This is a genomic window from Ornithinimicrobium sp. CNJ-824 (genome assembly GCF_001942405.1).
Lineage (GTDB): Bacteria > Actinomycetota > Actinomycetes > Actinomycetales > Dermatophilaceae > Ornithinicoccus > Ornithinicoccus kibberensis.
The window spans coordinates 110544-132299 of the sequence record NZ_MKKA01000061.1; the positions used below are offsets into that span (position 1 = coordinate 110544).

Annotated in this window: 19 protein-coding genes, 2 pseudogenes and 1 riboswitch; of the genes and pseudogenes, 14 read left to right on the top strand and 7 right to left on the bottom strand. The window is 73.2% G+C overall.

The annotated features are described in order from the left end of the window. Positions 1-25 precede the first annotated feature (25 nt). From BJF81_RS15920 to BJF81_RS15950, 7 genes and pseudogenes are all read left to right on the top strand, one after another. Positions 26-1732, top strand: coding sequence for an ABC transporter substrate-binding protein (locus tag BJF81_RS15920; protein ID WP_075959145.1), 1707 nt, complete (start codon positions 26-28; stop codon positions 1730-1732). 151 nt (positions 1733-1883) lie between these two features. Further along, a complete protein-coding gene (locus BJF81_RS15925; protein ID WP_075959146.1) occupies positions 1884-2894 on the top strand; it encodes an ABC transporter permease in 1011 nt (336 codons plus the stop codon). Between the two features lie 19 nt (positions 2895-2913). Continuing rightward, the gene (locus tag BJF81_RS15930) at positions 2914-3855 is read left to right on the top strand and encodes an ABC transporter permease (RefSeq protein WP_075959175.1); all 942 of its coding nucleotides are present in this window, start codon (positions 2914-2916) and stop codon (positions 3853-3855) included. A 10-nt stretch (positions 3856-3865) separates the two neighbouring features. Continuing rightward, positions 3866-4953 (top strand): annotated as a pseudogene (locus BJF81_RS15935) (ABC transporter ATP-binding protein). Further along, positions 4950-6152: an ABC transporter ATP-binding protein gene (locus BJF81_RS15940; RefSeq protein WP_083664315.1), complete on the top strand. Its 1203-nt coding sequence runs from the start codon at positions 4950-4952 to the stop codon at positions 6150-6152. The pseudogene BJF81_RS15935 and the gene BJF81_RS15940 overlap by 4 nt, the downstream one beginning before the upstream one ends. A 4-nt stretch (positions 6153-6156) precedes the next feature. Continuing rightward, positions 6157-6891 (top strand): type 1 glutamine amidotransferase, encoded by a 735-nt coding sequence (locus BJF81_RS15945; protein ID WP_075959147.1) that lies wholly within the window; start codon positions 6157-6159, stop codon positions 6889-6891. A 32-nt stretch (positions 6892-6923) separates the two neighbouring features. Next, a complete protein-coding gene (locus BJF81_RS15950; RefSeq protein ID WP_075959148.1) occupies positions 6924-8510 on the top strand; it encodes a cation:proton antiporter domain-containing protein in 1587 nt (528 codons plus the stop codon). Between the two features lie 30 nt (positions 8511-8540). On the opposite strand, the gene BJF81_RS15955 is transcribed toward BJF81_RS15950, so the two are convergent. Continuing rightward, complete coding sequence (locus tag BJF81_RS15955) at positions 8541-9449, bottom strand: universal stress protein (protein ID WP_158068711.1); 909 nt, start codon at positions 9447-9449, stop codon at positions 8541-8543. 213 nt (positions 9450-9662) lie between these two features. Between BJF81_RS15955 and BJF81_RS15960 the strand changes: the two genes are divergently transcribed. Beyond that, entirely contained in the window at positions 9663-11882 is a 2220-nt protein-coding gene (locus BJF81_RS15960; protein ID WP_075959150.1) for an NADP-dependent isocitrate dehydrogenase, read from the top strand. 39 nt (positions 11883-11921) lie between these two features. Here BJF81_RS15960 and BJF81_RS15965 read toward each other — a convergent pair whose 3' ends face one another. After that, positions 11922-12239: a DMT family transporter gene (locus BJF81_RS15965; RefSeq protein ID WP_075959151.1), complete on the bottom strand. Its 318-nt coding sequence runs from the start codon at positions 12237-12239 to the stop codon at positions 11922-11924. Positions 12240-12248: 9 nt separating this feature from the next. Continuing rightward, positions 12249-12313: riboswitch (guanidine-III (ykkC-III) riboswitch) on the bottom strand. 31 nt (positions 12314-12344) lie between these two features. Here BJF81_RS15965 and BJF81_RS15970 point away from each other — a divergent pair. Together BJF81_RS15970 and BJF81_RS15975 are read left to right on the top strand one after the other, a co-directional pair. Beyond that, entirely contained in the window at positions 12345-13577 is a 1233-nt protein-coding gene (locus tag BJF81_RS15970; RefSeq protein WP_237770301.1) for an MFS transporter, read from the top strand. Positions 13578-14204: 627 nt separating this feature from the next. Further along, positions 14205-14411, top strand: a complete 207-nt coding sequence (locus tag BJF81_RS15975; protein ID WP_143780912.1) for a hypothetical protein — start codon at positions 14205-14207, stop codon at positions 14409-14411. On the opposite strand, the gene ychF is transcribed toward BJF81_RS15975, so the two are convergent. Further along, a complete protein-coding gene (gene ychF, locus BJF81_RS15980) occupies positions 14401-15486 on the bottom strand; it encodes a redox-regulated ATPase YchF (RefSeq protein ID WP_075959153.1) in 1086 nt (361 codons plus the stop codon). The two genes, BJF81_RS15975 and ychF, sit on opposite strands and share 11 nt — an antisense overlap. A 228-nt stretch (positions 15487-15714) precedes the next feature. Here ychF and rmuC point away from each other — a divergent pair. Beyond that, positions 15715-16215, top strand: a pseudogene (rmuC, locus tag BJF81_RS20505) (DNA recombination protein RmuC); the annotation flags it as partial. After that, positions 16128-16907: a DNA recombination protein RmuC gene (locus BJF81_RS15990; protein WP_075959154.1), complete on the top strand. Its 780-nt coding sequence runs from the start codon at positions 16128-16130 to the stop codon at positions 16905-16907. The pseudogene rmuC and the gene BJF81_RS15990, both read left to right, overlap by 88 nt. Before the next feature lie 49 nt (positions 16908-16956). Here BJF81_RS15990 and BJF81_RS15995 read toward each other — a convergent pair whose 3' ends face one another. The 3 genes from BJF81_RS15995 to BJF81_RS16005 are packed head-to-tail and all read right to left on the bottom strand — an operon-like array spanning position 16957 to position 18768. Continuing rightward, on the bottom strand, positions 16957-17997 hold the full coding sequence (locus BJF81_RS15995) for a 4-hydroxy-3-methylbut-2-enyl diphosphate reductase (RefSeq protein ID WP_075959177.1): 1041 nt from the start codon (positions 17995-17997) through the stop codon (positions 16957-16959). Positions 17998-18056: 59 nt separating this feature from the next. Next, the gene (locus BJF81_RS16000) at positions 18057-18389 is read right to left on the bottom strand and encodes an alpha/beta fold hydrolase (protein ID WP_075959155.1); all 333 of its coding nucleotides are present in this window, start codon (positions 18387-18389) and stop codon (positions 18057-18059) included. A 52-nt stretch (positions 18390-18441) separates the two neighbouring features. Beyond that, positions 18442-18768, bottom strand: coding sequence for an alpha/beta hydrolase (locus BJF81_RS16005; RefSeq protein WP_075959156.1), 327 nt, complete (start codon positions 18766-18768; stop codon positions 18442-18444). A gap of 11 nt (positions 18769-18779) precedes the next feature. Here BJF81_RS16005 and xseA point away from each other — a divergent pair, with 11 nt between their 5' ends. Together xseA and BJF81_RS16015 are read left to right on the top strand one after the other, a co-directional pair. Continuing rightward, entirely contained in the window at positions 18780-20024 is a 1245-nt protein-coding gene (xseA, locus tag BJF81_RS16010) for an exodeoxyribonuclease VII large subunit (protein WP_075959157.1), read from the top strand. A gap of 97 nt (positions 20025-20121) precedes the next feature. Further along, positions 20122-20427 (top strand): exodeoxyribonuclease VII small subunit, encoded by a 306-nt coding sequence (locus BJF81_RS16015; protein ID WP_075959158.1) that lies wholly within the window; start codon positions 20122-20124, stop codon positions 20425-20427. A 59-nt stretch (positions 20428-20486) separates the two neighbouring features. Here the strand turns inward: BJF81_RS16015 and BJF81_RS16020 are convergent. Continuing rightward, the coding region (locus BJF81_RS16020) for an HNH endonuclease signature motif containing protein (protein ID WP_143780913.1) at positions 20487-21756 on the bottom strand (1270 nt) is incomplete at its 5' end.

Consider the following 21756-nt stretch of genomic DNA (forward strand, 5'->3'; position numbering starts at 1 on the left):
ACCACGTCCATGCCTAGGAGGCACGATGAAGAACCGCATGGTGGGGGCCCTGGCGACCAGCGCAGCGCTGGCCCTGGTGCTCACGTCCTGTGCCGAGTCGGAGCGCGACTCGGACACCGGTGACGCCAACGACGACAGCGCCGCGACCGGCACCGAGGACGGCGCGGCCGGAGGTGAGGCCAGCTCGGACGCCACGTTCATCTTCGGCGCGGCCGGCGCCCCGGCGACCTTCGACCCGTTCTACGCCAGCGACGGCGAGAGCTTCCGGATCAGCCGGCAGATCTACCAGAACCTCATCGGCATCGAGGAGGGCGGCACCGAGGGTGTCCCCGAGCTGGCCACCTCCTGGGAGGGCAGCGAGGACGGCCTGACCTGGACCTTCGAGCTCCAGGACGGCGTGACCTTCCACGACGGGACGCCGTTCGACGCCGAGGCCGTCTGCTACAACTTCGAGCGCTGGGCCGACCAGAACGAGGTCGGCCAGTCCCCCGCGATGGCCTACTACTACGGCAACGACTTCGGCTTCGGCGAGGACTCGTTGTACGAGTCCTGCGAGGCGGTCGACGACCTCACCGCCGAGGTGACGGTCAGCCGCGTGACCGGCAAGTTCCCGATGGTGCTGTCGCAGTCGTCCTACGCCATCCAGTCGCCCACCGCGCTGGAGGAGTACAACGCCAACGACGTGCAGGCCGAGGGCGACGCGTTCGTCTTCCCCGAGTACGACGAGCACCCGACCGGCACCGGACCGTTCATGTTCGAGTCCTACGACAACGCGGGCGGCACCGTGACCCTCACGCGCAACGAGGACTACTGGGGCGAGCCGGCCGGCGTGGCCGAGCTGGTCTTCAAGATCGTGCCGGACGAGAACGCCCGTCGCCAGGAGCTGCAGGCCGGCACCATCCACGGCTACGACCTGCCGAACCCGGTCGACTGGCAGGGCCTGGAGGACGACGGCAACCAGGTCCTCATCCGCGACCCGTTCAACATCCTCTACCTGGGCCTGAACCCGATCGCCGACCCGCAGCTGGCCGACCCGCTGGTCCGCCAGGCGCTCTATCACGCGATCAACCGTGAGCAGCTGGTGTCCTCCCAGCTGCCCGAGGGCGCGACCGTGGCGACGCAGTTCATGCCCGACACGGTGAGCGGCTACGACGGCTCGCTGGAGGCCTACGAGTACGACGTCGAGAAGGCTCAGCAGCTGCTGGAGGAGGCCGGCAAGTCCGACCTGGAGATCGACCTGTGGTACCCGACCGAGGTCACCCGCCCCTACCTGCCGGACCCGCAGCGCGTCTACGACGCGGTCAAGTCCGACTGGGAGGCCGCCGGCATCACGGTCAACCCGATCTCCAAGCCCTGGGCGGGCGGCTACATCGACGGCGCCCAGACCTCCCAGGCCCCGGCCTACTTCCTGGGCTGGACCGGTGACCTGAACTCGGCCGACAACTTCCTGTGCGCCTTCTTCTGCGGCGACGAGAACGCGTTCGGTACGAGCGAGTACGACTGGCACGACCAGCTGCAGGAGTCCCTGACGGCGGCCGACGCCGAGCCGGACGAGGACACCCGCACCGGGATGTACGAGGAGCTCAACGCCAACATCATGAGCGAGGACTGGCTCCCGGGTCTGCCGATCTCCCACAGCCCGCCGGCCATCGTGGTCGCCGAGAACGTGGAAGGTCTGGTGCCCAGCCCGCTGACGGCGGAGGACTTCTCCACCGTCACCATCTCCGAGTGACCGTCCACCCTCCGGGGTGACCGTCCTCACCGACGGACGCAGCGGCGGACCGGGCCCCGTGCCCGGTCCGCCGCACGCGGTCCCGCCGCCCTGACCGACCCCACCCCTCCCACGCGGCGGCCGACGCGCTCTCCCCCTCCGGAGGACCCCCGTGCTGAGGTTCATCGTCCGACGGATGCTGCAGGCCGTCCTGGCCCTCTTCGTGCTGAGCATCCTGCTGTTCGCCTGGTTGCGGTCGCTGCCCGGCGGCGTGGTCAGCGCCCTGCTCGGCGAGCGGGGGACGCCGGAGTCCACGGCCGCCCTGCGGGCCCAGCTGGGCCTGGACCAGCCGTTGCCGGTGCAGTACTGGAAGTTCCTCCAGCGCGCGCTGCAGGGCGACTTCGGCACCTCCAACGGGGTCTACCGCGGCGAGCCCGCCCTCGACGTCTTCCTGCAGCGGCTGCCCGCCACGGTCGAGCTGAGCATCTTCGCCATGCTCATCGCCCTCACCCTGGCCATCCCGCTGGGCTACGTCGCCGCCCGCCGCCGCGGCGGACCGCTGGACACCGGTTCGATCATGTTCTCCCTCGTCGGCGTGGCCGTCCCCGTCTTCTTCCTGGCCTACGTGCTCAAGTACATCTTCGCCGTGCAGCTCGGCTGGCTGCCTCCCTCCGGACGCCAGAGCGTGGGGATCAACGCCACCCACATCACCAACATGTACGTCCTCGACGGGATCCTCACCCGGGAGTGGGACGCCGCCTGGGACGCGCTCAAGCACCTCGTCCTGCCGGCGTTCGCGCTGGCCTCGATCCCGTTCGCGATCATCTTCCGGATCACCCGGGCCGCGGTCATCGACGTCATGGACGAGGACTACGTGCGCACCGCCCGGGCCAAGGGCCTGACCCCCGGGGTGGTCCGCGTGCGGCACATCATGCGCAACGCGCTGATCCCCGTGGTGACCATCGTCGGCCTGCAGATCGGTGCGCTGCTGGCCGGCGCGGTGCTCACCGAGAAGGTGTTCGCCTTCCAGGGGATCGGCCAGGCGCTGGCCATCGGCTTCGAGCGGCGCGACTACCCCGTGCTGCAGGTGCTCATCATGATGGCGGCCCTCATCTACATCGTCGTCAACCTCGTCGTCGACATCCTCTACGCCGTGATCGACCCGCGCGTGCGGACCAAGTGAGGAGTACACCGTGACCTCCATGACCTCACCCGGTCAGCGCAAGAAGGACCGGATCGACGCCCTGGCCGAGGCCGGCACCCTCTCCGACGAGGAGGGCGTGAGCCTGTGGCGCAGCGCGTGGCGCCGGCTGCGGCGCGACCCGGTCTTCCTCGTCGGGGCGGTCATCATCGCCCTCTTCCTCGTGCTGGCGCTCATCGCCCCCTGGATCGCCCCGCACGACCCGGCGGCGCGCCTGCTCATCGAGCAGCGCACCCCGAACAACCCCATCCCCGAGCCGCAGCCGGGCCACCCGCTGGGGGCCGACGACGCCGGCCGGGACATGCTGTCCCGGCTCATCGTCGGGTCCCGGCAGACCCTCGTGGTGGGGGTCATGGCCACGCTGGGCGGCCTGGTCGGCGGGCTGACGCTCGGCACCCTGGCCGGCGGCCTGGGCGGCTGGGTCGACGGCGCCGTGATGCGCGTCGTCGACGTCATGCTGTCCATCCCCTCGCTGCTCATGGCCTTCTCCATCGCGGCCATGTTCGCCCGGCCCAGCCAGTGGACGGTGATCCTGGCCATCGCGATCATCCAGATCCCCATCTTCGCCCGCCTCCTGCGCGGCTCGATGATGGCCCAGCGGCACAGCGACCACGTGCTGGCCGCCCGTGCCCTGGGCGTGCGCCCGACCGCGATCGTCTTCCGCCACATGCTGCCCAACTCGGTCGGACCGGTCATCGTCCAGGGCACCCTCGTGCTGGCCGTGGCCATCATCGACGCGGCCGCCCTGTCCTTCCTCGGCCTGGGCAGCCCCGACGACACCGTCCCCGAGTGGGGCCAGATGCTGGGCAAGGCCCAGCAGTACTTCAACACCCACCCCGAGGTCGCGGTCTACCCGGCGCTGTGCATCATCGTCGTCGCCCTGGGCTTCACCCTCATGGGCGAGTCGCTGCGCGAGGCCCTCGACCCCAAGTCCCGCCGATGAGGAGCCCGCAATGAGCGTTCCCGCCACGACGTCGTCCGCCGGCCGCCCCTCGGGCCGCCGCGCGGCCGAGCCGCTGCTGTCGGTCCGGGACCTGTCCGTGACCTTCGGCCGGGGCCGCAAGGCCTTCACCGCCGTCGACGGGGTCAGCTTCGACGTCGCCCCGGGTCAGACCGTGGGGCTCGTCGGAGAGTCCGGCTGCGGGAAGTCCGTCACCTCGCTGGCCATCATGGGGCTGCTGCCGGCCCGGGGCAACACGGTGACGGGCAGCGTGCGCTTCGACGGCGACGAGCTGCTCGACCTGCCCGGCGACCAGCTGCGCGACCGGCGGGGCCGGGACGTGGCCATGATCTTCCAGGACCCCCTGTCCTCGCTGAACCCCGTCGTCTCGTTGGGCGTGCAGGTCGCGAGGTGCTCCAGCGCCACCGGGGGATGAACAAGGACGCCGCCATGCGGCGGGCCACCGAGCTGCTCGACAAGGTCGGCATCCCCGACCCGACGCGCAGGCTCAAGGAGTATCCCCACCAGCTCTCCGGCGGGATGCGGCAGCGGGCACTCATCGCCATGGCCCTGGCGTGCGAGCCGCGGCTGCTCATCGCCGACGAGCCCACCACCGCGCTCGACGTGACGATCCAGGCCCAGATCCTGGCGCTGCTCAAGGAGCTCGTGCAGGACTCCGGGACCGCCCTGATCATGATCACCCACGACCTGGGCGTCGTGGCGGGCCTGTGCGACGAGGTCAACGTGCTCTACGGCGGCCGCATCGTCGAACGGGCGCAGCGGCACGACCTGTTCGCCAAGCCCCGCCACCCCTACACGGGCGGGCTGCTGGCCTCCATCCCCCGGCTCCACGAGGAGCGGGGCCGACGGCTCACGCCGGTGCCCGGGTCCGTCGCCGACAACATCCCCTGGTCCTCGGGCTGCGCCTTCGCACCCCGGTGCGCCTCGGCTATCGAGGTCTGCCGGGAACGGACGCCCGAGCTCGTGCAGGACCGGCCCGAGCTGGGGCCGGACCGTCTGCTGCGCTGCCACAACCCGCTGGAGTCCAACCCGATGGACGAGGACCGCGACGCCCCTCGGGGTGAGGAGACCAACCGATGAGCACCGCCGCCCAGCCGTCCGAGCCCGGCCGCCGCCAGGAGGCGCCCTCCGGGGCCGGCCGTCGCACCCCCGACCCGGACGCCGACGTCCTGCTCGACGTCCGCGACCTCAAGGTCCACTTCCCCATCAAGAGCGGGGTGATCTTCGACCGAACCGTCGGCCACGTCTACGCCGTCGACGGGGTCGACCTGCAGATCCGCCGGGGCGAGACCTACGGGCTGGTCGGCGAGTCGGGCTGCGGGAAGTCGACCCTGGGCCGGGCGATCCTCCGGCTGGAGGACCTCACCGCCGGCAACGTCCTGTTCGAGGGGACCGACCTGGCCTCGCTCAAGGGCGAGGAGCTGCGCCGGCAGCGACGGCACATGCAGATGGTCTTCCAGGACCCGCTGGGCAGCCTCGACCCCCGCCAGACCGTGGAGCAGCTGCTCCTGGAGGGCATGCGCGCGCACGGCCTCACCAAGGACGTGGACGCCCGGCAACGCCTCAAGGACCTGCTCACCGCGGTCGGTCTGCCGCGCACCGCCCTGAGCAAGTACCCCCACGAGTTCTCCGGCGGCCAGCGCCAGCGCGTGGGCATCGCCCGGGCCCTGTCCGTCGACCCGCAGCTCATCGTGGCCGACGAACCGGTCAGTGCGCTCGACGTCTCCGTCCAGGCCCAGGTCATCAACCTGCTGGCCGACCTGCAGGAGGAGTTCAACCTCACCTACCTGGTCATCGCGCACGACCTGGCCGTGGTGCGCCACATCAGCGACCGGGTCGGGGTGATGTACCTCGGTGCCCTCGTCGAGGAGGCCGACGCCGACGACCTCTACGGCCAGCCCCTGCACCCCTACACCCGGGCGCTGCTGTCGGCCGTGCCGGTGCCGGACCCGACCGTCGAGGACGACCGGGAGCAGATCCTGCTCGTGGGGGACCTGCCCTCCCCCGCCAACCCGCCCTCCGGCTGCCGCTTCCACACCCGTTGCCCGTGGCGCCAGCAGACCCGCTGCCACGACGAACGCCCCGTGCTGCGCGTGCCCGACCTTCCCGGCACCCCCGCCGGGCACCGGGTCGCCTGCCACTGGGCAGAGCAGATCGCCACCGGCGAGCTGCAGCCGCACACCGTGGACCCGGCCGCGACCGGCCGGGAGGGGTCCGCCCCCCACGACCCGGAGGACAGGGTGGATCCGATGGAGCTGACCGAGCAGGTCCAGCAGTAGTCCCATGACCCCAGGTCCCAGGGTTCTCGTCGTCCAGCACGAGGACGACTGCCCGGTCGCCATGATCGAGCCCTGGCTCGCCGAGGTGGGGCTGCGGTGCGACGTGCTCCCCGCCCACGAGGGCCGCGCCGTGCCCGCCCACCTCGTCGACCACGTGGCCCTGGTCGTCCTCGGCGGCCGGATGGGGGCCCAGGACGACGCGGAGCACCGGTGGCTGACCCCGACCAGGGCGTTGATCGCCACGACCGTGTCCGCGGGTATGCCGTTCCTCGGGGTGTGCCTGGGCCACCAGCTGGGCGCGGTCGCCCTCGGCGGACAGGTCCACCGGCACGTGCGCCCGACCCGCGCCCTGCACCCGCTCGGGCTCACCGCGGGGGGCCGTGCCGACGAGCTGCTGGGCGGCCTCGGCCCGGTGCCGGCCGTGCTGCACTGGAACGACGACGTGGTCACCCGGACCCCGACCGCCTCGACGGTCCTGGCCCGGTCCCCGGACGGGGCTGTCCAGGCCCTGCGGCTGGGCCCCCGCGCCTGGGGCGTGCAGTTCCACCCCGAGGTCACGGCCGGGACCGTCCGCGGCTGGACCTCCGGCCGGAGCACGACCCCGCAGGAGGAGCAGGTCCTCGACGAGCTCGCCCGGCGCACCCCGGAGCTGCACCGCAGCTGGGCCCGGCTGGTCCACGCCTTCGGCCGCCTCGTCCGGCAGGAACCGCACGAGGGCGGGATGCGAGAATCGTCCTGACCCGGCCAGCGCCGTGACCGGAAGGGGTGCCCGTGACCGACATCGCCTTCTTCCTGGCCGCCACCTTCGGCGCCGGCCTGGTCATGTCGCTGGTCAAGCTCCCGGCCCTGCTCGGCTTCCTGCTGGCCGGCTTCCTGCTGGAGGGCGCCGGCGTGCGCGAGCTGCCCTACCTGGACTTCATCGCCGAGCTCGGGGTGACCCTGCTGCTGTTCGGCATCGGTCTCAAGCTCGACGTGCGCAGCCTGCTGGGCCGTGAGGTCTGGGTGACCACTGGCGGCCACATGGCCCTGTCCGTGGCCGTCGGCACCGGGTTCCTCTGGCTGCTCGCGCTGCTCGGCTTCCCCCTCCTCGGGGACGCCGACGTCGGGACGATGGCGCTCATCGCGTTCGCGCTGTCCTTCTCCTCGACCGTCTTCGTCGTCAAGGTGCTCGAGGACAAGGCCGAGCTGCAGTCCTTCTACGGGCGGGTGGCCATCGGCATCCTCGTCATGCAGGACCTGGCCGCGGTCATCTTCATGACCGCCTCCGAGGGCGACCTGCCCAGCCTCTGGGCCGTGCCACTCCTGCTGGGCCTCTGGCCCCTGGGCTGGGTCGCGCGGCGGGTCTGGCGGCTGGTCCCGCCCGGCGAGATGCAGGCGCTCTTCGGCCTCGCGATGGCGCTGGGTCCGGGGTACGCCGCCTTCGACGCCGTCGGCCTCAAGGGCGACCTGGGGGCGCTGGTGGTGGGCATGCTGCTGGCCGGGGACGCCGCGGCCAGCGAGCTGTCGCACCGCCTGTTCGGACTCAAGGACCTGCTGCTCGTCGGCTTCTTCATCTCCATCGGGTTCGGCGGGACCGCGAGCGGCCACACCGTGCTGCTCGGTCTGACGCTCCTGCTCCTGCTTCCCGCGCAGGTGCTGCTCTACGTGTGGCTGCTGGACCGGCACCGGCTGCGACGACGCACCTCGGTCAAGGCCGGGCTGCTCCTCGGCAACTTCTCCGAGTTCGGCCTCATCGTCACGGCGGTGGCGGTCTCCTCCGGGATGCTCGAGGAGGACTGGCTCGTCGTCATGTCGATCGCCGTGGCCGCCAGCTTCGTCGTGGCCACGGTCCTCAACGCGCGGTCCGACGGCTGGCTGCGGCTGGCCCGCCGCCTCATGCCGATGCACCCGCCGCACGAGGTCCATCCGCACGAGCGTCCCATCTCCTTCGGGTCCGCCCGGGCCGTGGTCATGGGGATGGGCCGGGTCGGTCGGGCCGCCTACGCCGAACTGACCCGCCACTACGGCCTGGAGGTGCTGGGGGTGGAGAACCTGCCCACCCGGGTGGCGGACCTGCGGGCCGACGGGTTCACCATCGTGGAGGCCGACGCCGCCGACGGCGACTTCTGGGCCCGGCTGGAGTCCACCGGCCAGGTGGACATCGTCGTGCTGGCGATGCCCTTCCACGGGGCCGGCAAGCTCGCCCTGCGGGAGCTGACCGCGAGCGACTACACCGGCATCGTCGCGGTCGTGGCGCAGTACGACACCGAGGTGGCCGAGTACGAGGAGCTGGGCGCGGACGTGGTGGTCCAGCTGTACGAGGGTGCGGGGACGACGCTGGCCGAGCGGGCCGCCGACGCCCTGGCCGAACGGGGCTGACCGGGAGGTCCCGCCTCAGCCGTGGCGATCTCAGCCCTGGCGGCGGTCCTGCGGCCGGGTGACGACCATGACCGGCACCTGCGCGGTCCGCATGAGCCGCTGGCTGACCGAGCCGAGGAGCCGACCGCGGACGCTGCCCATGCCCCTGCTTCCCATCACCATGAGGTCCAGCCCCTCGCTGGCCTCCAGGAGCGTGCTGAGGACCGGGCCCCGGCGGACGGACAGCTCGAGCGGCACGTGCGCGTGGGAACGGCGCAGCCCGGCGAAGGTGTCCTCCAGCATCGCCATCCGCTCCTCCTCGACCTGGCGCCACTCCGGACTGTCCGGCTCGGTGACGACGTAGCCGTCGACGACCTCGAGGTACCAGGTCGTGATGGCCACGACCCTGGACCCCGTGCCGCCCGCGTAGTCCATCGCCACCCGGGCCGCCGCACGGCTGTCGCCGCTGCCGTCGACGGCCACCCCGATCACCCCGTGGTCCAGGCCGTCCACGTCGACCTCGGGGTTGATCACGACGACGGGGCAGGTGGCGTGCGCCGCGACCCCGATCGAGGTGGTGCCGAGGACGAACTCCTCCAGCACCCCCTTGCGGCCGGTGCCGACGACGATGGCGCACGCCTCGTCCTCGTGCTCCAGCAACGCCCGGAGGGGGGAGGCCCGCTGCACGTCGAGCCGGACCGGGACGCCCACGCTCTCGCCCAGCCGGGCGGCTTCCTCACGGACCTGGTCGGCCCGCTCCTCCTCCGCCTCGAGCAGGGCGGTCACGTCCGGGGCCCCCGCCCCGGCCGCACGCGCGGCCAGGGCCTCCGGCTCGCTGGCGTGCACGACGACGAGCTCACGCCCCAGGCGCTGGGCCAGGCCGGCCGCCCACCGCACGGCCGCGGAGTCCGTGCCGCCCCCGTCGGCACCCACCACGACCGGACGTCCTCGCTCCGACACCGCCACCACCTCCATGTGCGTGGACCCGGGTCCCCTGACGTCGGGTCCCGGTCGAGCCGACCGCCACGACGGGGCCGACCACCTCCACCCTACCGAGCACCTCCCGTCCCCAGGAGGGCACCTCCCGGCCGGCAGCGTGCCGGCCCTCGCGCGTCGAGTAGCCTCGTACCGACGACAGCACCCGTGTTCCCGCCCGTAGGAGGCCCTCAGCCGATGTCCACGATCATCTACACGCGCACCGACGAGGCCCCCCTGCTGGCGACCTACTCGCTCAAGCCGATCCTCGAGGCCTTCGCGGGCGCCGCGGGCATCGAGGTCGAGACGCGCGACATCTCCCTCGCCGGCCGCATCCTGGCCCAGTTCCCGGACCGGCTCACCGAGGAGCAGCGCCAGCCCGACGCCCTCGCCGAGCTGGGCCGCCTGGCGACCACGCCGGAGGCCAACATCATCAAGCTGCCCAACATCTCGGCCTCCGTGCCCCAGCTCAAGGCCGCCGTGGCCGAGCTCCAGGACCAGGGCTACGACCTGCCCGACTACCCCGAGTCGCCGCGGACCGACGAGGAGCGCGAGGTGCGCGCCCGCTACGCCAAGGTCATGGGGTCGGCCGTCAACCCGGTCCTGCGCGAGGGCAACTCGGACCGCCGGGCGCCCGACGCCGTCAAGAACTACGCCCGCTCCCGCCCGCACTCGATGGGTGAGTGGAGTGGCGACTCCCGGACCCGGGTGGCCACCATGGGCGGGGACGACTTCGCCACCAACGAGAAGTCGGTCGTGGTGGAGTCCGAGGACACGCTGCGGATCGTGCACGTCGGCGAGGACGGCACCGAGACGGTCCTCAAGGAGTCCCTGCCGGTGACCGCCGGGGAGGTGGTGGACGCCACGTTCATGGACGTCCAGGCCCTGCGGACCTTCCTGGCCGAGCAGGTGCGCACGGCGGCGGACGAGGACGTCCTGTTCTCGCTGCACCTGAAGGCCACCATGATGAAGGTGTCCGACCCGATCATCTTCGGGCACGCCGTCGAGACCTTCTTCACCGACGTCTTCGAGCGCTACGGGGAGGCGCTGGCCGCGGCCGGGCTGGCCGCCAAGGACGGGCTCGGCGGCATCCTGGCCGGGCTGGACGCCCTGGGCGAGCAGGCCCCCGAGGTGCGGGCCGCGGTGCAGGAGCGGCTGGACCGGCTCCCGCGCCTGTCGATGGTCAACAGCGACAAGGGCATCACCAACCTGCACGTGCCCAGCGACGTCATCATCGACGCCTCCATGCCCGCCATGATCCGCAACGGCGGCAAGCTCTGGGGCCCGCAGGGCGAGGAGGACGACACGCTCGCGGTCATCCCCGACTCCTCCTACGCCGGCGTCTACCAGGCCGTCATCGAGGACTGCCAGGCCAACGGCGCGTTCGACCCGACGACGATGGGGTCGGTCCCCAACGTCGGGCTGATGGCCAAGAAGGCCGAGGAGTACGGCTCGCACGACAAGACCTTCGAGATCGCCGCCCCCGGCACCGTCCGGGTCGTGGACGGCTCGGGCACCGTGCTGATGGAGCACGCCGTGGCCGCCGGCGACATCTGGCGCGCCTGCCAGACCCAGGACGAGCCGATCCGCGACTGGGTCAAGCTCGCCGTCTCCCGCGCGCGGGCCACGGGCGACCCGGCCGTCTTCTGGCTGGACGAGGCACGCGCCCACGACGCCAACCTCATCGCCAAGGTCACCGAGTACCTGCAGGAGCACGACACCGACGGGCTGGACATCCGCATCCTGTCCCCCGTGGAGGCCACCAAGCTGTCCGTCGAGCGGCTGCGCGCCGGCCAGAACACCATCTCGGTCACCGGCAACGTGCTGCGCGACTACAACACCGACCTGTTCCCGATCCTCGAGGTGGGCACGAGCGCCAAGATGCTCTCGGTCGTCCCGCTCATGAACGGCGGCGGCCTGTTCGAGACCGGCGCCGGGGGCTCGGCCCCCAAGCACGTCCAGCAGCTGCAGAGCGAGAACTACCTGCGGTGGGACAGCCTGGGCGAGTTCCTCGCGATCGCGGAGTCGCTGCGGCACCTGGCCGACCGGGACGACAACCCCCGGGCACGCGTGCTGGGGAACGCCCTCGACGCGGCCACCGAGAAGGTGCTGACCGAGGACCGCTCGCCCGCCCGCCGGCTGGGGCAGATCGACAACCGCGGCAGCCACTTCTACCTCGCCCTCTACTGGGCGCAGGCGTTGGCGGCCCAGGACGAGGACGCCGAGCTCGCCCAGCGGTTCGTGCCGGTGGCCGAGGAGCTGTCCGCCAAGGAGCAGGAGATCGCCGCCGAGCTGCTCGACGTGCAGGGCTCCCCCGTCGACCTGGGCGGCTACTACCACCCCGACGAGGACAAGGCCTTCGCGGCGATGCGCCCGTCGGCCACCCTCAACGCCGTCATCGACGGGCTGCGCGGCTGAGGTCGAAGGGCCCGGGCCCTGGCCCGGGCCCCGCGGCCGCTACTCCTGCGGCAGCAGCTTCAGCCCGATCACGCACCCGATGATCCCGGCGATGAGCAGGACCCGGGCGAGCGTGAACGGCTCGGCCCCGGTGACCATCGCCCAGGCCACCGTGGCGCTGGCGCCCACCGCGACCCAGACGGCGTAGGCCGTGCCGGTGGGCAGGTCACGCATGGCCCAGCCCAGACCACCCATCGAGACGACCAGGGCCACGACGAACACGACGATCGGCCCGGGCCGCAGGCCGTCCATGCGGCCCAGGGCCGTGGCCCACACCGCCTCGAACAGGCCGGAGACGACAAGGACGAACCAGGACATGAACCCTCCACGTGGTCGTCTTGTCGCACTCCGGGTACGACCACCCTCGTCCGGGAGCCGGTCGGGCTCGACCCCCAGGCTAGCAATCTCGCCCGGCGGTCCCCCGTGACCGCGCAGCTGCCGGGCGGCCGCCCCCGGCCCGCCAGGAGCCACGTCGGCGCCGGGCTGATCCTCGCCGCGGTCGTGCTCGTCTCGGTCAACCTGCGGCCCGGGGCCTCCTCGGTCGGGCCCGTCCTGGCCGAGCTCACCGACGACCTGGGCATGAGCCAGGCCGCGGCCGGCGTGCTCACCGCGCTGCCGGGCCTGTGCTTCGGCGCCGTCGGGGCCCTCGCGGTCACCCTCGCCCGCCGGTTCGGACTGAGCGCGGTCGTGGCCGGAGGCGTCGCCCCGGTGGCGTTCGGCCTCGGCGCCCGGGCGTTCACCGGCTCGGCCTGGGTGTTCCTGCTCGCCTCGACGGTCGCCCTCGGCGGGATGGCGGTCGGCAACGTCCTCGTCCCCGCGTGGATCAAGCGCCACTCCGGCGACGGCGGCGTCCGGCTGATGACCTTCTACAGCACCGGGCTCACGCTCGGCGGGGCCCTGGGGGCGGCCCTGGCCGCCCCGGTGGGCGGGACCACCGGCGCCGGGTGGCGGGCCGGGCTGGGGGTATGGGGCGTGCTCGCCGTCGCCGCCCTCGTGCCCTGGGCGCTGCTCGCGGCGGGGGAACGGCATACCCTCCGCCTGGGCCGGGTCCCGCCCCGTCCCTCGGTGGGACGGATCTCCTCCTCCCCCACCGCCGTCGCCCTGACGGCGCTCTTCGGCATCCAGTCGATGAACGCCTACGTCCAGTTCGGCTGGCTCCCGCAGATGTACCGCGACGCGGGGCTGAGCGCCACCAGCGCCGGGCTGCTGATGTCGCTGCTGACCGCCCTCGGCATCGTCGGAGGCCTGACGATGCCCACGGTGATCGCGCGTTCGGCCACCCTGGCCCCGTGGATGGTGGCCTTCGGCGTCCTGCAGATCTCCGGCTGGGCCGGGATGCTCCTGGCCCCGGGCACCGTGCCCTGGCTCTGGGCCGTCTCCCTGGGGCTGTCCGGCTTCGCCTTCCCGACGGCGATCGCCCTGCTGACCGCGCGCTCCCGCAGCCCCCAGGTGACCGCCCGACTGTCCGGCTTCGTGCAGCCGGTGGGCTACGCCCTCGCGGCGACCGGACCGCTGGCCGTGGGCCTGATCCACGAGGCCACCGGAGGCTGGACCCTCGTGCTCGTCCTGCTCATGGGGTCGGGCGTGCTGATGACCCTGGCCGGGCTGCGGGTCTCGCTCCCGGTCCACGTCGACGACGAGCTCGCGCATCCTTGAGCAGCCGCCCCGGGACGCGCGCGGATCTGGGGGTCGACCGTCCTGCCTGTGGACGACGGACCGTCCGCCGGGCGCCGACGTGCCACGGTGGGTGCCTGCGCACGCGACGAGGGAGGACGCTGTCGATGGAGGGGAAGACCGCACCAGCAGGCCCGCGGGTGGTGGGGCGGCTGCCGGGACGCCGGGCGGCACGCCCGGACCGGAGGATGTCATGAGCCTGCGCCTCGTCCCGTCCTCGGAGGGCACCGCCTCCCCGGGGCGCGCCCGGACCGGGCAGCCGTGGACCGACGCCGACTACGAGGCGCTGCTGGACGGGTGCCGCCGCGGGACGGACCTGACGAGCCTGTCGGATGAGCTGGGACGCTCGGTCGTCGCCGTCCTGGACCGGGCGCGCAGGATGCTCCCGGTGGAGGAACGGGGGCTGCCCCGGGACCGCGCGCTCCCCCGGCTCCGTGAGCTGCTCCAGCAGGACCCCGACTACGACTGGGACGCAGCGATGCGGGCGTCCCGGCCCCCGCGACCCGTGGAGCACCCGGTCTACGTGCGGCGGGGCCTGGCCGGCCTGCAGCCCGAGGAGCTGCTGGCGATCGCGAGGTGCTCGTGCTCGAACCGAGGGGAGGTGCGGACGTGCGCAGGAAGGTGCTGGACGCGGTCCGCGCGGAGGGTCTCACCACGGCCCTGGCCCGACGGGTGGGAGACCTGCTCGTCCGGGACGCGCAGGGCCCGGAGCCCTACGACGACCCCTGGCCCCCCTGGGTGGACCACGGACCCTCCGACCCGCCCTGGGCGTGGGACGACCCGGGCCTGGACGAGGAGCTGCCGCCTACACGTTGAAGCGGAACTCCACGACGTCGCCGTCGGCCATGACGTAGTCCTTGCCCTCGATCCGCACCCGGCCGGCCTCCTTGGCCCTGGCCATCGAGCCGGCCGCGTCGAGGTCGTCGAAGGAGACGACCTCGGCCTTGATGAAGCCGCGCTCGAAGTCGGTGTGGATGACGCCGGCGGCCTGGGGCGCGGTCCAGCCCTTGCGGATCGTCCAGGCCCGCGTCTCCTTGGGTCCGGCGGTCAGGTAGGTCTGCAGGCCCAGGTTGGCGAAGCCCACCCGGGCGAGCTGGTCGAGGCCGGGCTCGTCCACGCCGACGGACTCCAGCAGCTCGCGCGCCTCCTCGTCGTCGAGCTCGGCCAGGTCGGCCTCGAGCTTGGCGTTGAGGTAGATCGCCTCGGCCGGGGCGACGAGGGCGGCCAGCTCCTCGTGCAGCGCCTCGTCGGTGAGGCCGTCCTCGTCGAGGTTGAAGACGTAGAGGAACGGCTTGGTCGTCAGCAGCCCCAGCTGGCGGGCCAGCTCCATGTCGACCCCGGCCGACGGGCCGGCGGCGAAGAGGGTGTCCCCCCGCTCCAGCACCGTGCGGGCCGCCAGCGCGGTGTCGAGGACCTCCTTGTCCGTGCGCTTGCCCTTGACCTCCTTCTCAAGCCGCGGGACCGCGTTCTCCAGGGTCTGCAGGTCGGCCAGGACCAGCTCGGTGTTGATGGTCTCGATGTCGTCGCGCGGGGAGATCCTGCCGTCGACGTGCACGACGTCGTCGTCGCGGAAGGCCCGCACCACCTGGCAGATCGCGTCCGCCTCGCGGATGTTGGCCAGGAACTTGTTGCCCAGCCCCTCCCCCTCGCTGGCCCCGCGGACGATCCCGGCGATGTCCACGAAGCTGACCGTGGCCGGCAGGATCCGGGCGCTGCCGTGGATCTGCGCGAGCCGCGCCAGCCGGTCGTCCTTGAGCGGCACCACCCCCACGTTGGGCTCGATGGTGGCGAACGGGTAGTTCGCCGCGAGCACGGAGTTCTTGGTCAGCGCGTTGAAGAGGGTCGACTTGCCGACGTTGGGCAGGCCGACGATTCCGATGGTGAGTGCCACGGGGTCAGCAGTCTAGCCGCCGACGGAGCGGCTCCCGTCACCACGCGTCCCGGCCACCGCCTCCTCGACCCGGCGGGCAAGGTGGGCCCCCGGCCTGCGACAGCACGTCGTCGTCATCGACCAGCTTGCGGATGTCCGCGACGAGGGACGCGGAGCGGACAGGAGCCACGGGCGGGTCTGTCCGACCCTGCTGGCACAGTGCACGTCATGGAACCGCAGTGGTGGCACATGCTCCTCCTCGCCCTGGGTGCTCTGGGCCTGGGACTGGCCCTGGGGCGCACCCTGGGGCTCGCGGCCGGGGCTCCGGACCGTGCCCGCCTCGAGGCCGAGCGGGACGGGCTGCGCGACCGGGTCGGCATCCTGACCAGGGCGGTCGAGGAAGACCGCGAGGCGGCGGCCGAGCTGGGCCCGCTGCGCGCGTCGCTGGACCGGGTCGAGGCGCAGGTGCGCACGCTGGAGCGCGACCGGGTCGAGCACTACGGGCAGGTCGGGGAGCACCTGGCGCAGGTGGCCCACCAGACCCGTGCCCTGCACGAGCAGACCAGCGCGCTCTCCGGGGCGCTGTCGTCCTCCGCCGTCAGGGGCACGTGGGGCGAGGTCCAGCTGCGGCGCGTGCTGGAGCACGCCGGGATGCTGGCCCGGTGCGACTTCGACGAGCAGGTCTCGGCCACGACCCGCCACGACGTCCGAGTCCGCCCGGACGTCGTGGTCCACCTTCCGGGCGGCAAGAACCTCGTCATCGACAGCAAGGCTCCGCTGGGCGCCTTTCTCCGGGCCCAGGGGGACGGGGTCGACCCGACGAGGCGGACCGGCAGCTGGCGGAGCACGCCCGTGCCCTGCGCCGCCACGTCGACCAGCTGGCGGGCAAGGACTACTGGAGCGCGTTCGACCACTCTCCCGAGCTCGTCATCTGCTTCGTCCCCAGCGACGCGGTGCTGGCCGCCGCCCTGCGCGCCGCGCCGGACCTCTACGACCACGCCCAGGGCCAGCGCGTCGTGCTCGCCTCACCGGGCACCCTGCTCGCCATGCTGCGGGCCACCGCCCTGGCCTGGCAGCAGGACGCGCTGACCACCCATGCCCGTGAGCTGCTGCAGCTGGGCGCCGACCTGCACCGTCGGCTCTCGACGCTGGGCCGGCACGCGGCCGCGATGGGCGCGGCCCTGCGTCGGTCCGTGGAGACCTACAACCAGCTGGTCGGCACCCTGGAGACGCGGGTCATGGTCACGGCCCGCCGCATGCACGAGCTCGATCTCGCCGAGGGGGCGCCGCCCGTCCTTCAGCCGGTGACGACGGCACCGCGGCCGCTGACCAGCCCCGAGCTGCTGGCCGCCGAGCTGGACGAGCTCACGCCCTCGCGGGATGTCCTCGACGAGGAGGAGCACAGCCCCGGCGGCACCAGCTCGACCGGCCGCAGCGCCTGACCCGAGGGCATTCGCGCCCGCAGCGCCTGACCGCAGGGCCTCGGCCCCCTCAGCGCAGCTCGGTCCCCCGGCCGCTGGGGATGCTGCTCGGGTCGTGCTTGACCTTGGCCGCCTCCTGGCCGGCCGCCTTGAGGTCGCGGCGCAGCTCGGTCGGCAGGGCGAACAGCAGCGACTCCTCGGCGGCGGTGACCGCGCTGACGTCGGCGTACCCGCGTTCGGCGAGCCAGTCGAGCACGTCGCGCACGAGCACCTCCGGGACGCTCGCGCCGCTGGTGACCCCCACGGTCGAGACGCCGTCGAGCCAGGCCTCGTCGATCTCGTCGGCGTAGTCGACCAGGTGGCCGTCGCGCGACCCGTGCTCCAGGGCCACCTCGACGAGCCGCTTGGAGTTGGAGCTGTTCTGCGAGCCGACGACGATCATGAGGTCGCACTCGGCGGCCATCTGCTTCACCGCGACCTGGCGGTTCTGCGTGGCGTAGCAGATGTCGTCGCTCGGGGGGTCCTGCAGGTGCGGGAAGCGCTCCCGCAGGATGGCCACGGTCTGCATGGTCTCGTCGACCGACAGGGTGGTCTGCGAGAGCCAGGCGAGCTTCTCCGGGTTCGGCACCTCCACCACGGCGGCGTGCTCGGGGTTCTCCACGACGATGGTGTTCTCCGGGGCCTCCCCCGCGGTGCCCTCCACCTCCTCGTGGCCGGTGTGCCCGACGAGGAGGATCGTGTAGTCCTCGCCGGCGAACCGGATGGCCTCGCGGTGCACCTTGGTGACCAGGGGGCAGGTGGCGTCGATGGTCCGCAGCGACAGCGCACGCGCCTCGGCGTGCACGGCCGGGCTGACTCCGTGGGCGGAGAAGATCACCCGGGCACCCTCGGGCACCTCGTCGGTCTCCTCGACGAAGATCGCGCCCCGCTTCTCCAGGGTGCGCACGACGTGCTTGTTGTGCACGATCTCCTTGCGCACGTACACGGGCGGGCCGTAGAGCTCGAGGGCCTTCTCCACCGTGACCACGGCCCGGTCCACGCCGGCGCAGTAGCCGCGCGGAGCGGCCAGCAGGACGCGTCGCTGCTCTCCGGCGGACTCGGGGACGGTCACGTCGGTCGGGCGGGTCGAAGGTGTGGCAGTCACCGGACCATCCTACGTGCGCGCTCTGGTCACGACCTGGGAGCGGCCTCGCGGAGGGCCTCGCGCAGCACCTCCACCGTCGCCGCCCGGTGGGTCAGGGGGAAGAGGTGGCTGGCGCCCTCGACCACCACGACCCGGGCGCGCGGCGCCGCGCGGGCGAACCGCCCGGCGTGGATCCGCATCTGGTCCCACCGCCCGTTGGCGATCGTCACCGGGCAGTCCACCCTGGTCAGCAGGTGCGGTCCGCACCGTCGCACGACCGCGTCCCAGGCGTCGGCGAGCACGGGGTATGCCGCGGCGTCGGGCAGGTCCTCCGGTCGCGCCCCCAGTGCGCGGATCACCGCGTTCGCGAGCCGGGCCATCCGGTCGTACCCGACCCGCGGCAGCAGCTTGGCGAAGCCGTGTACACCCCGGTCAGCCGGCCGGCGGGGTCGCCGGTGGCGCCCAGGAGCACCAGGCCCGACAGGTGCCGGGGTGCTCGGCCGCGTACAGGGAGGCGAGATAGCCGCCCAGGCTGTGCCCCGCCAGCACCACCGGGCGACCGTCGGCCGCCGCGCGGACGGCCGCGTCGACGACGTCGAGGGCGGCCTCGACCGTGAACGGCGCACCCGCCCGCTGCCCGTGCCCGGGGAGGTCGACGGCGACCACGTCCGCGGAGGGGAGCTGCGCGGCATACCCGTCCCACTGGTGCCGGGAGAACCGGGACCCGTGGACGAGGACGAGCAGGGGGCGTGGGTGCACCGACCTAGGCTATGGGCGTGACCCCACCGACGTCGCTGCCCCCCACCGCCAGGGACACCACCGCCGAGCAGCCCTGGCCGGTGCGCACGCTGTCGATGAAGATCAGCGACTACGTGGACCGGATGTCGCCGTTGTGGGTCGAGGGGCAGATCGTCCAGCTGAACCACCGGCCGGGGATGTCGCGGGCCTACTTCACGCTCCGGGACACGGATGTGGACATGTCGTTGTCGGTGTCGATCTCGGTGGGTGCGCTCGCGGCCATGCCCGCGCCTCCGCAGGAGGGCGCCCGGGTCGTGGTGCACCTCAAGCCCTCGTTCTGGACCAAGCGGGGCACGCTGACCATGGACGCCCGGCAGATGCGGCACGTCGGGGTCGGTGAGCTGCTGGCCCGGCTGGAGCACCTCAAGCAGCTGCTGCGCAGCGAGGGCCTGTTCGAGCCGGGTCGCAAGCGCCCCCTCCCTTTCCTGCCCCGCACGATCGGGCTGGTCGTCGGCCGCAACACGGCCGCGGAGCGCGACGTGCTGGCCGGGGTGCGGCGGCGGTGGCCGGCCGCCCGGTTCGAGATCCGCCAGGTCGCCGTGCAGGGAGCCACGACGGTCACCGAGGTGTGTGCCGCCGTGCGCGAGCTGGACGAGCTGGCGCAGGTCGACGTCATCGTGGTGGCCCGGGGCGGAGGGTCGTTCGAGGACCTGCTGCCGTTCAGCAATGAGACCCTCGTGCGTGCGGTCGCGGCCGCCCGCACCCCGGTCGTCTCCGCCATCGGCCACGAGAGCGACACCCCGATCGTGGACTTCGTCGCGGACCTGCGCGCCTCGACCCCCACGCACGCCGCGGCGGCCGTGGTGCCCGACGTGGCCGACGAGCTGCGGGGCCTGACCACCGTGCGCGCCCGGTCCCGGCGGGCGCTGACCACCCGCATCACCCGCGAGCGCGAACGGATCACCTCCGTCATGAGCCGGCCGGTCATGGCCGACCGGGCCGCGATCGTCGCCCGCCACCGCGCCGAGGTGGAGGACCTGCGCGCCCGGGGGCGGGGACGGCTGGCCGACCGGCTCGCCCGCGAGCACGACCGCGCGGGCCAGCTGCTGCGGCACCTGCGCGCCGTCTCCCCCCAGCACACCCTGGAACGGGGGTACGCCGTGGTCCGGCACGCGGACGGCGGCATCGTGCGCGACCGGGCGGAGGTGGAGGCCGACGAGCTGCTTCGCGTCACCGTGGCCCGGGGTGACTTCGCCGTGCGACCGGTCGCGGGCTGACCGTCCCCGTCGGCCCACGCCGACCGGTCGGAGACGATCCAAGCCGCAGCGAGGCGGTCGCAGGGGTGCGGCAGCGCGGCGGTCGTAGGGTGGAGCGGTGACTTCGACCGACACCCCCGCGCCCGAGCCCACCCCCGTGGACCAGCTGACCTACGAGCAGGCCCGGGACGAGCTGGTCGCGCTCGTCTCCCGGATCGAGTCCGGCCAGGTGCCGCTGGAGGAGTCGATGCTCCTGTGGGAGCGGGGCGAGGAGCTGGCCGCCCACTGCCAGGCCAAGCTGGACTCCGCCCAGGAGACGCTGGACCGGGCGACCGCACGAGGGGACTCCGCGGGCGAGGACGCCACCGTCACGGAGGGCTCCGACGTCGACGCCGAGGACCAGCAGGGCGGACCGGCCGACTAGCAGCGGCCGGGCGCATGCTGGTGGCCCGGCCGGTGCTGGCCGGGTGCGGGGCGGGGTCGTCAGACGTGCCAGATCGTGGTGCCACCGGTGACGGTGGCCATGAGGTCCTTGTCGTGCACCTTCTTGTGGTGCCGCCCGCAGAGCAGGACCAGCAGCTCGATGTCGGTGCCCCCGCCACGGCACCACCAGACCACGTGGTGCGCCTCGCACCAGGACCCCGGCACCGAGCACCCCGGGAAGGTGCACGTGCGGTCCCGCACGAGCAGCGCCTTGAACTGCCCCGGCGTGGCCAGCCGCACCGTCCGGCCCAGCCGCAACGGCTCCCCCGCCTCACCCAGCACCAGCGGGGTGACGTCGCCCAGGCAGGCGAACCGGCCCGCCTGGCCCGCGTCCAACGCGGCATCCCCGACCTGCGGAAACGCCGCACCGCGCGGCCGACCGGTGTCCGGGTCCGCGGCCACCGTCAGAATCACCGAGGCCCGGGCCGACGAGGGCGGCGCCCCCGGATGGGCCAGCCCCCGCGAGATCACCGTCAGCACCGCGTCGTAGCGACGCTGGCCCACCGACCGGCCGTCCCGGTCATCCTGGCCCTCGTGCCCGGCACCGTGGTCGCCGGCACCGTCGTCACGGGCGGGGTCGGGCGCGGCCAGCGGACCGTCCAGCACCCCGTCGATCAGGGCGGCGTCGGAGTCCGGGGCGTCCAGGGTGTAGCGCACCAGGCCCGGGCCCACCCGCCGCCGGGACACGCAGCGCAACCCCTCCGCGGTCGCCTGCTCGGCCTCCCGGGGAGCCTCCTCCAGCAGGTCCACCAGCAGCTTCTGGCACACCCGCCCCAGGTCCCGGTCCCCGATCCCGGGGTCGCACGCCGCCTCGACCGCGATCCCGGCGTAGGCCTCCGCCTGGTCCGGGTCCAGCCCCGGGGTCACCCGCGACAACGTGCCCGCCACCCGGCCCGCCCGGGCCAGGCCCGTGCGTCCGTCCACCACGGCCGCCACGACCGGGGCTCCCCAGTGCTGCCCGGCCGCGGCCACGACCGCCCGCAGCTGGGCCGCCTCGCCGGTCGACAGCCACGGGCAGCGCACCCGCACCCAGTCCACCAGGCCCATCCCCACCGCCTCCGGCAGTCCTCGCCGGTCCGCCTCCAGCGCCAGCGTCACCACGAGCGCGTCGACCCGGGCACGGACCCGGCCGGCCGCCTCCAGGCCCTCCACCAGCGCCGGGTCGAACACCCCCACCACCCCGTCGGACCCCACCCCGGCCCGGTCCAGCCCCACCGTCGCCAGCCCCAGCCCGTGCACCAGCTCCTGCGACGCCAACGCCGACGGCCCA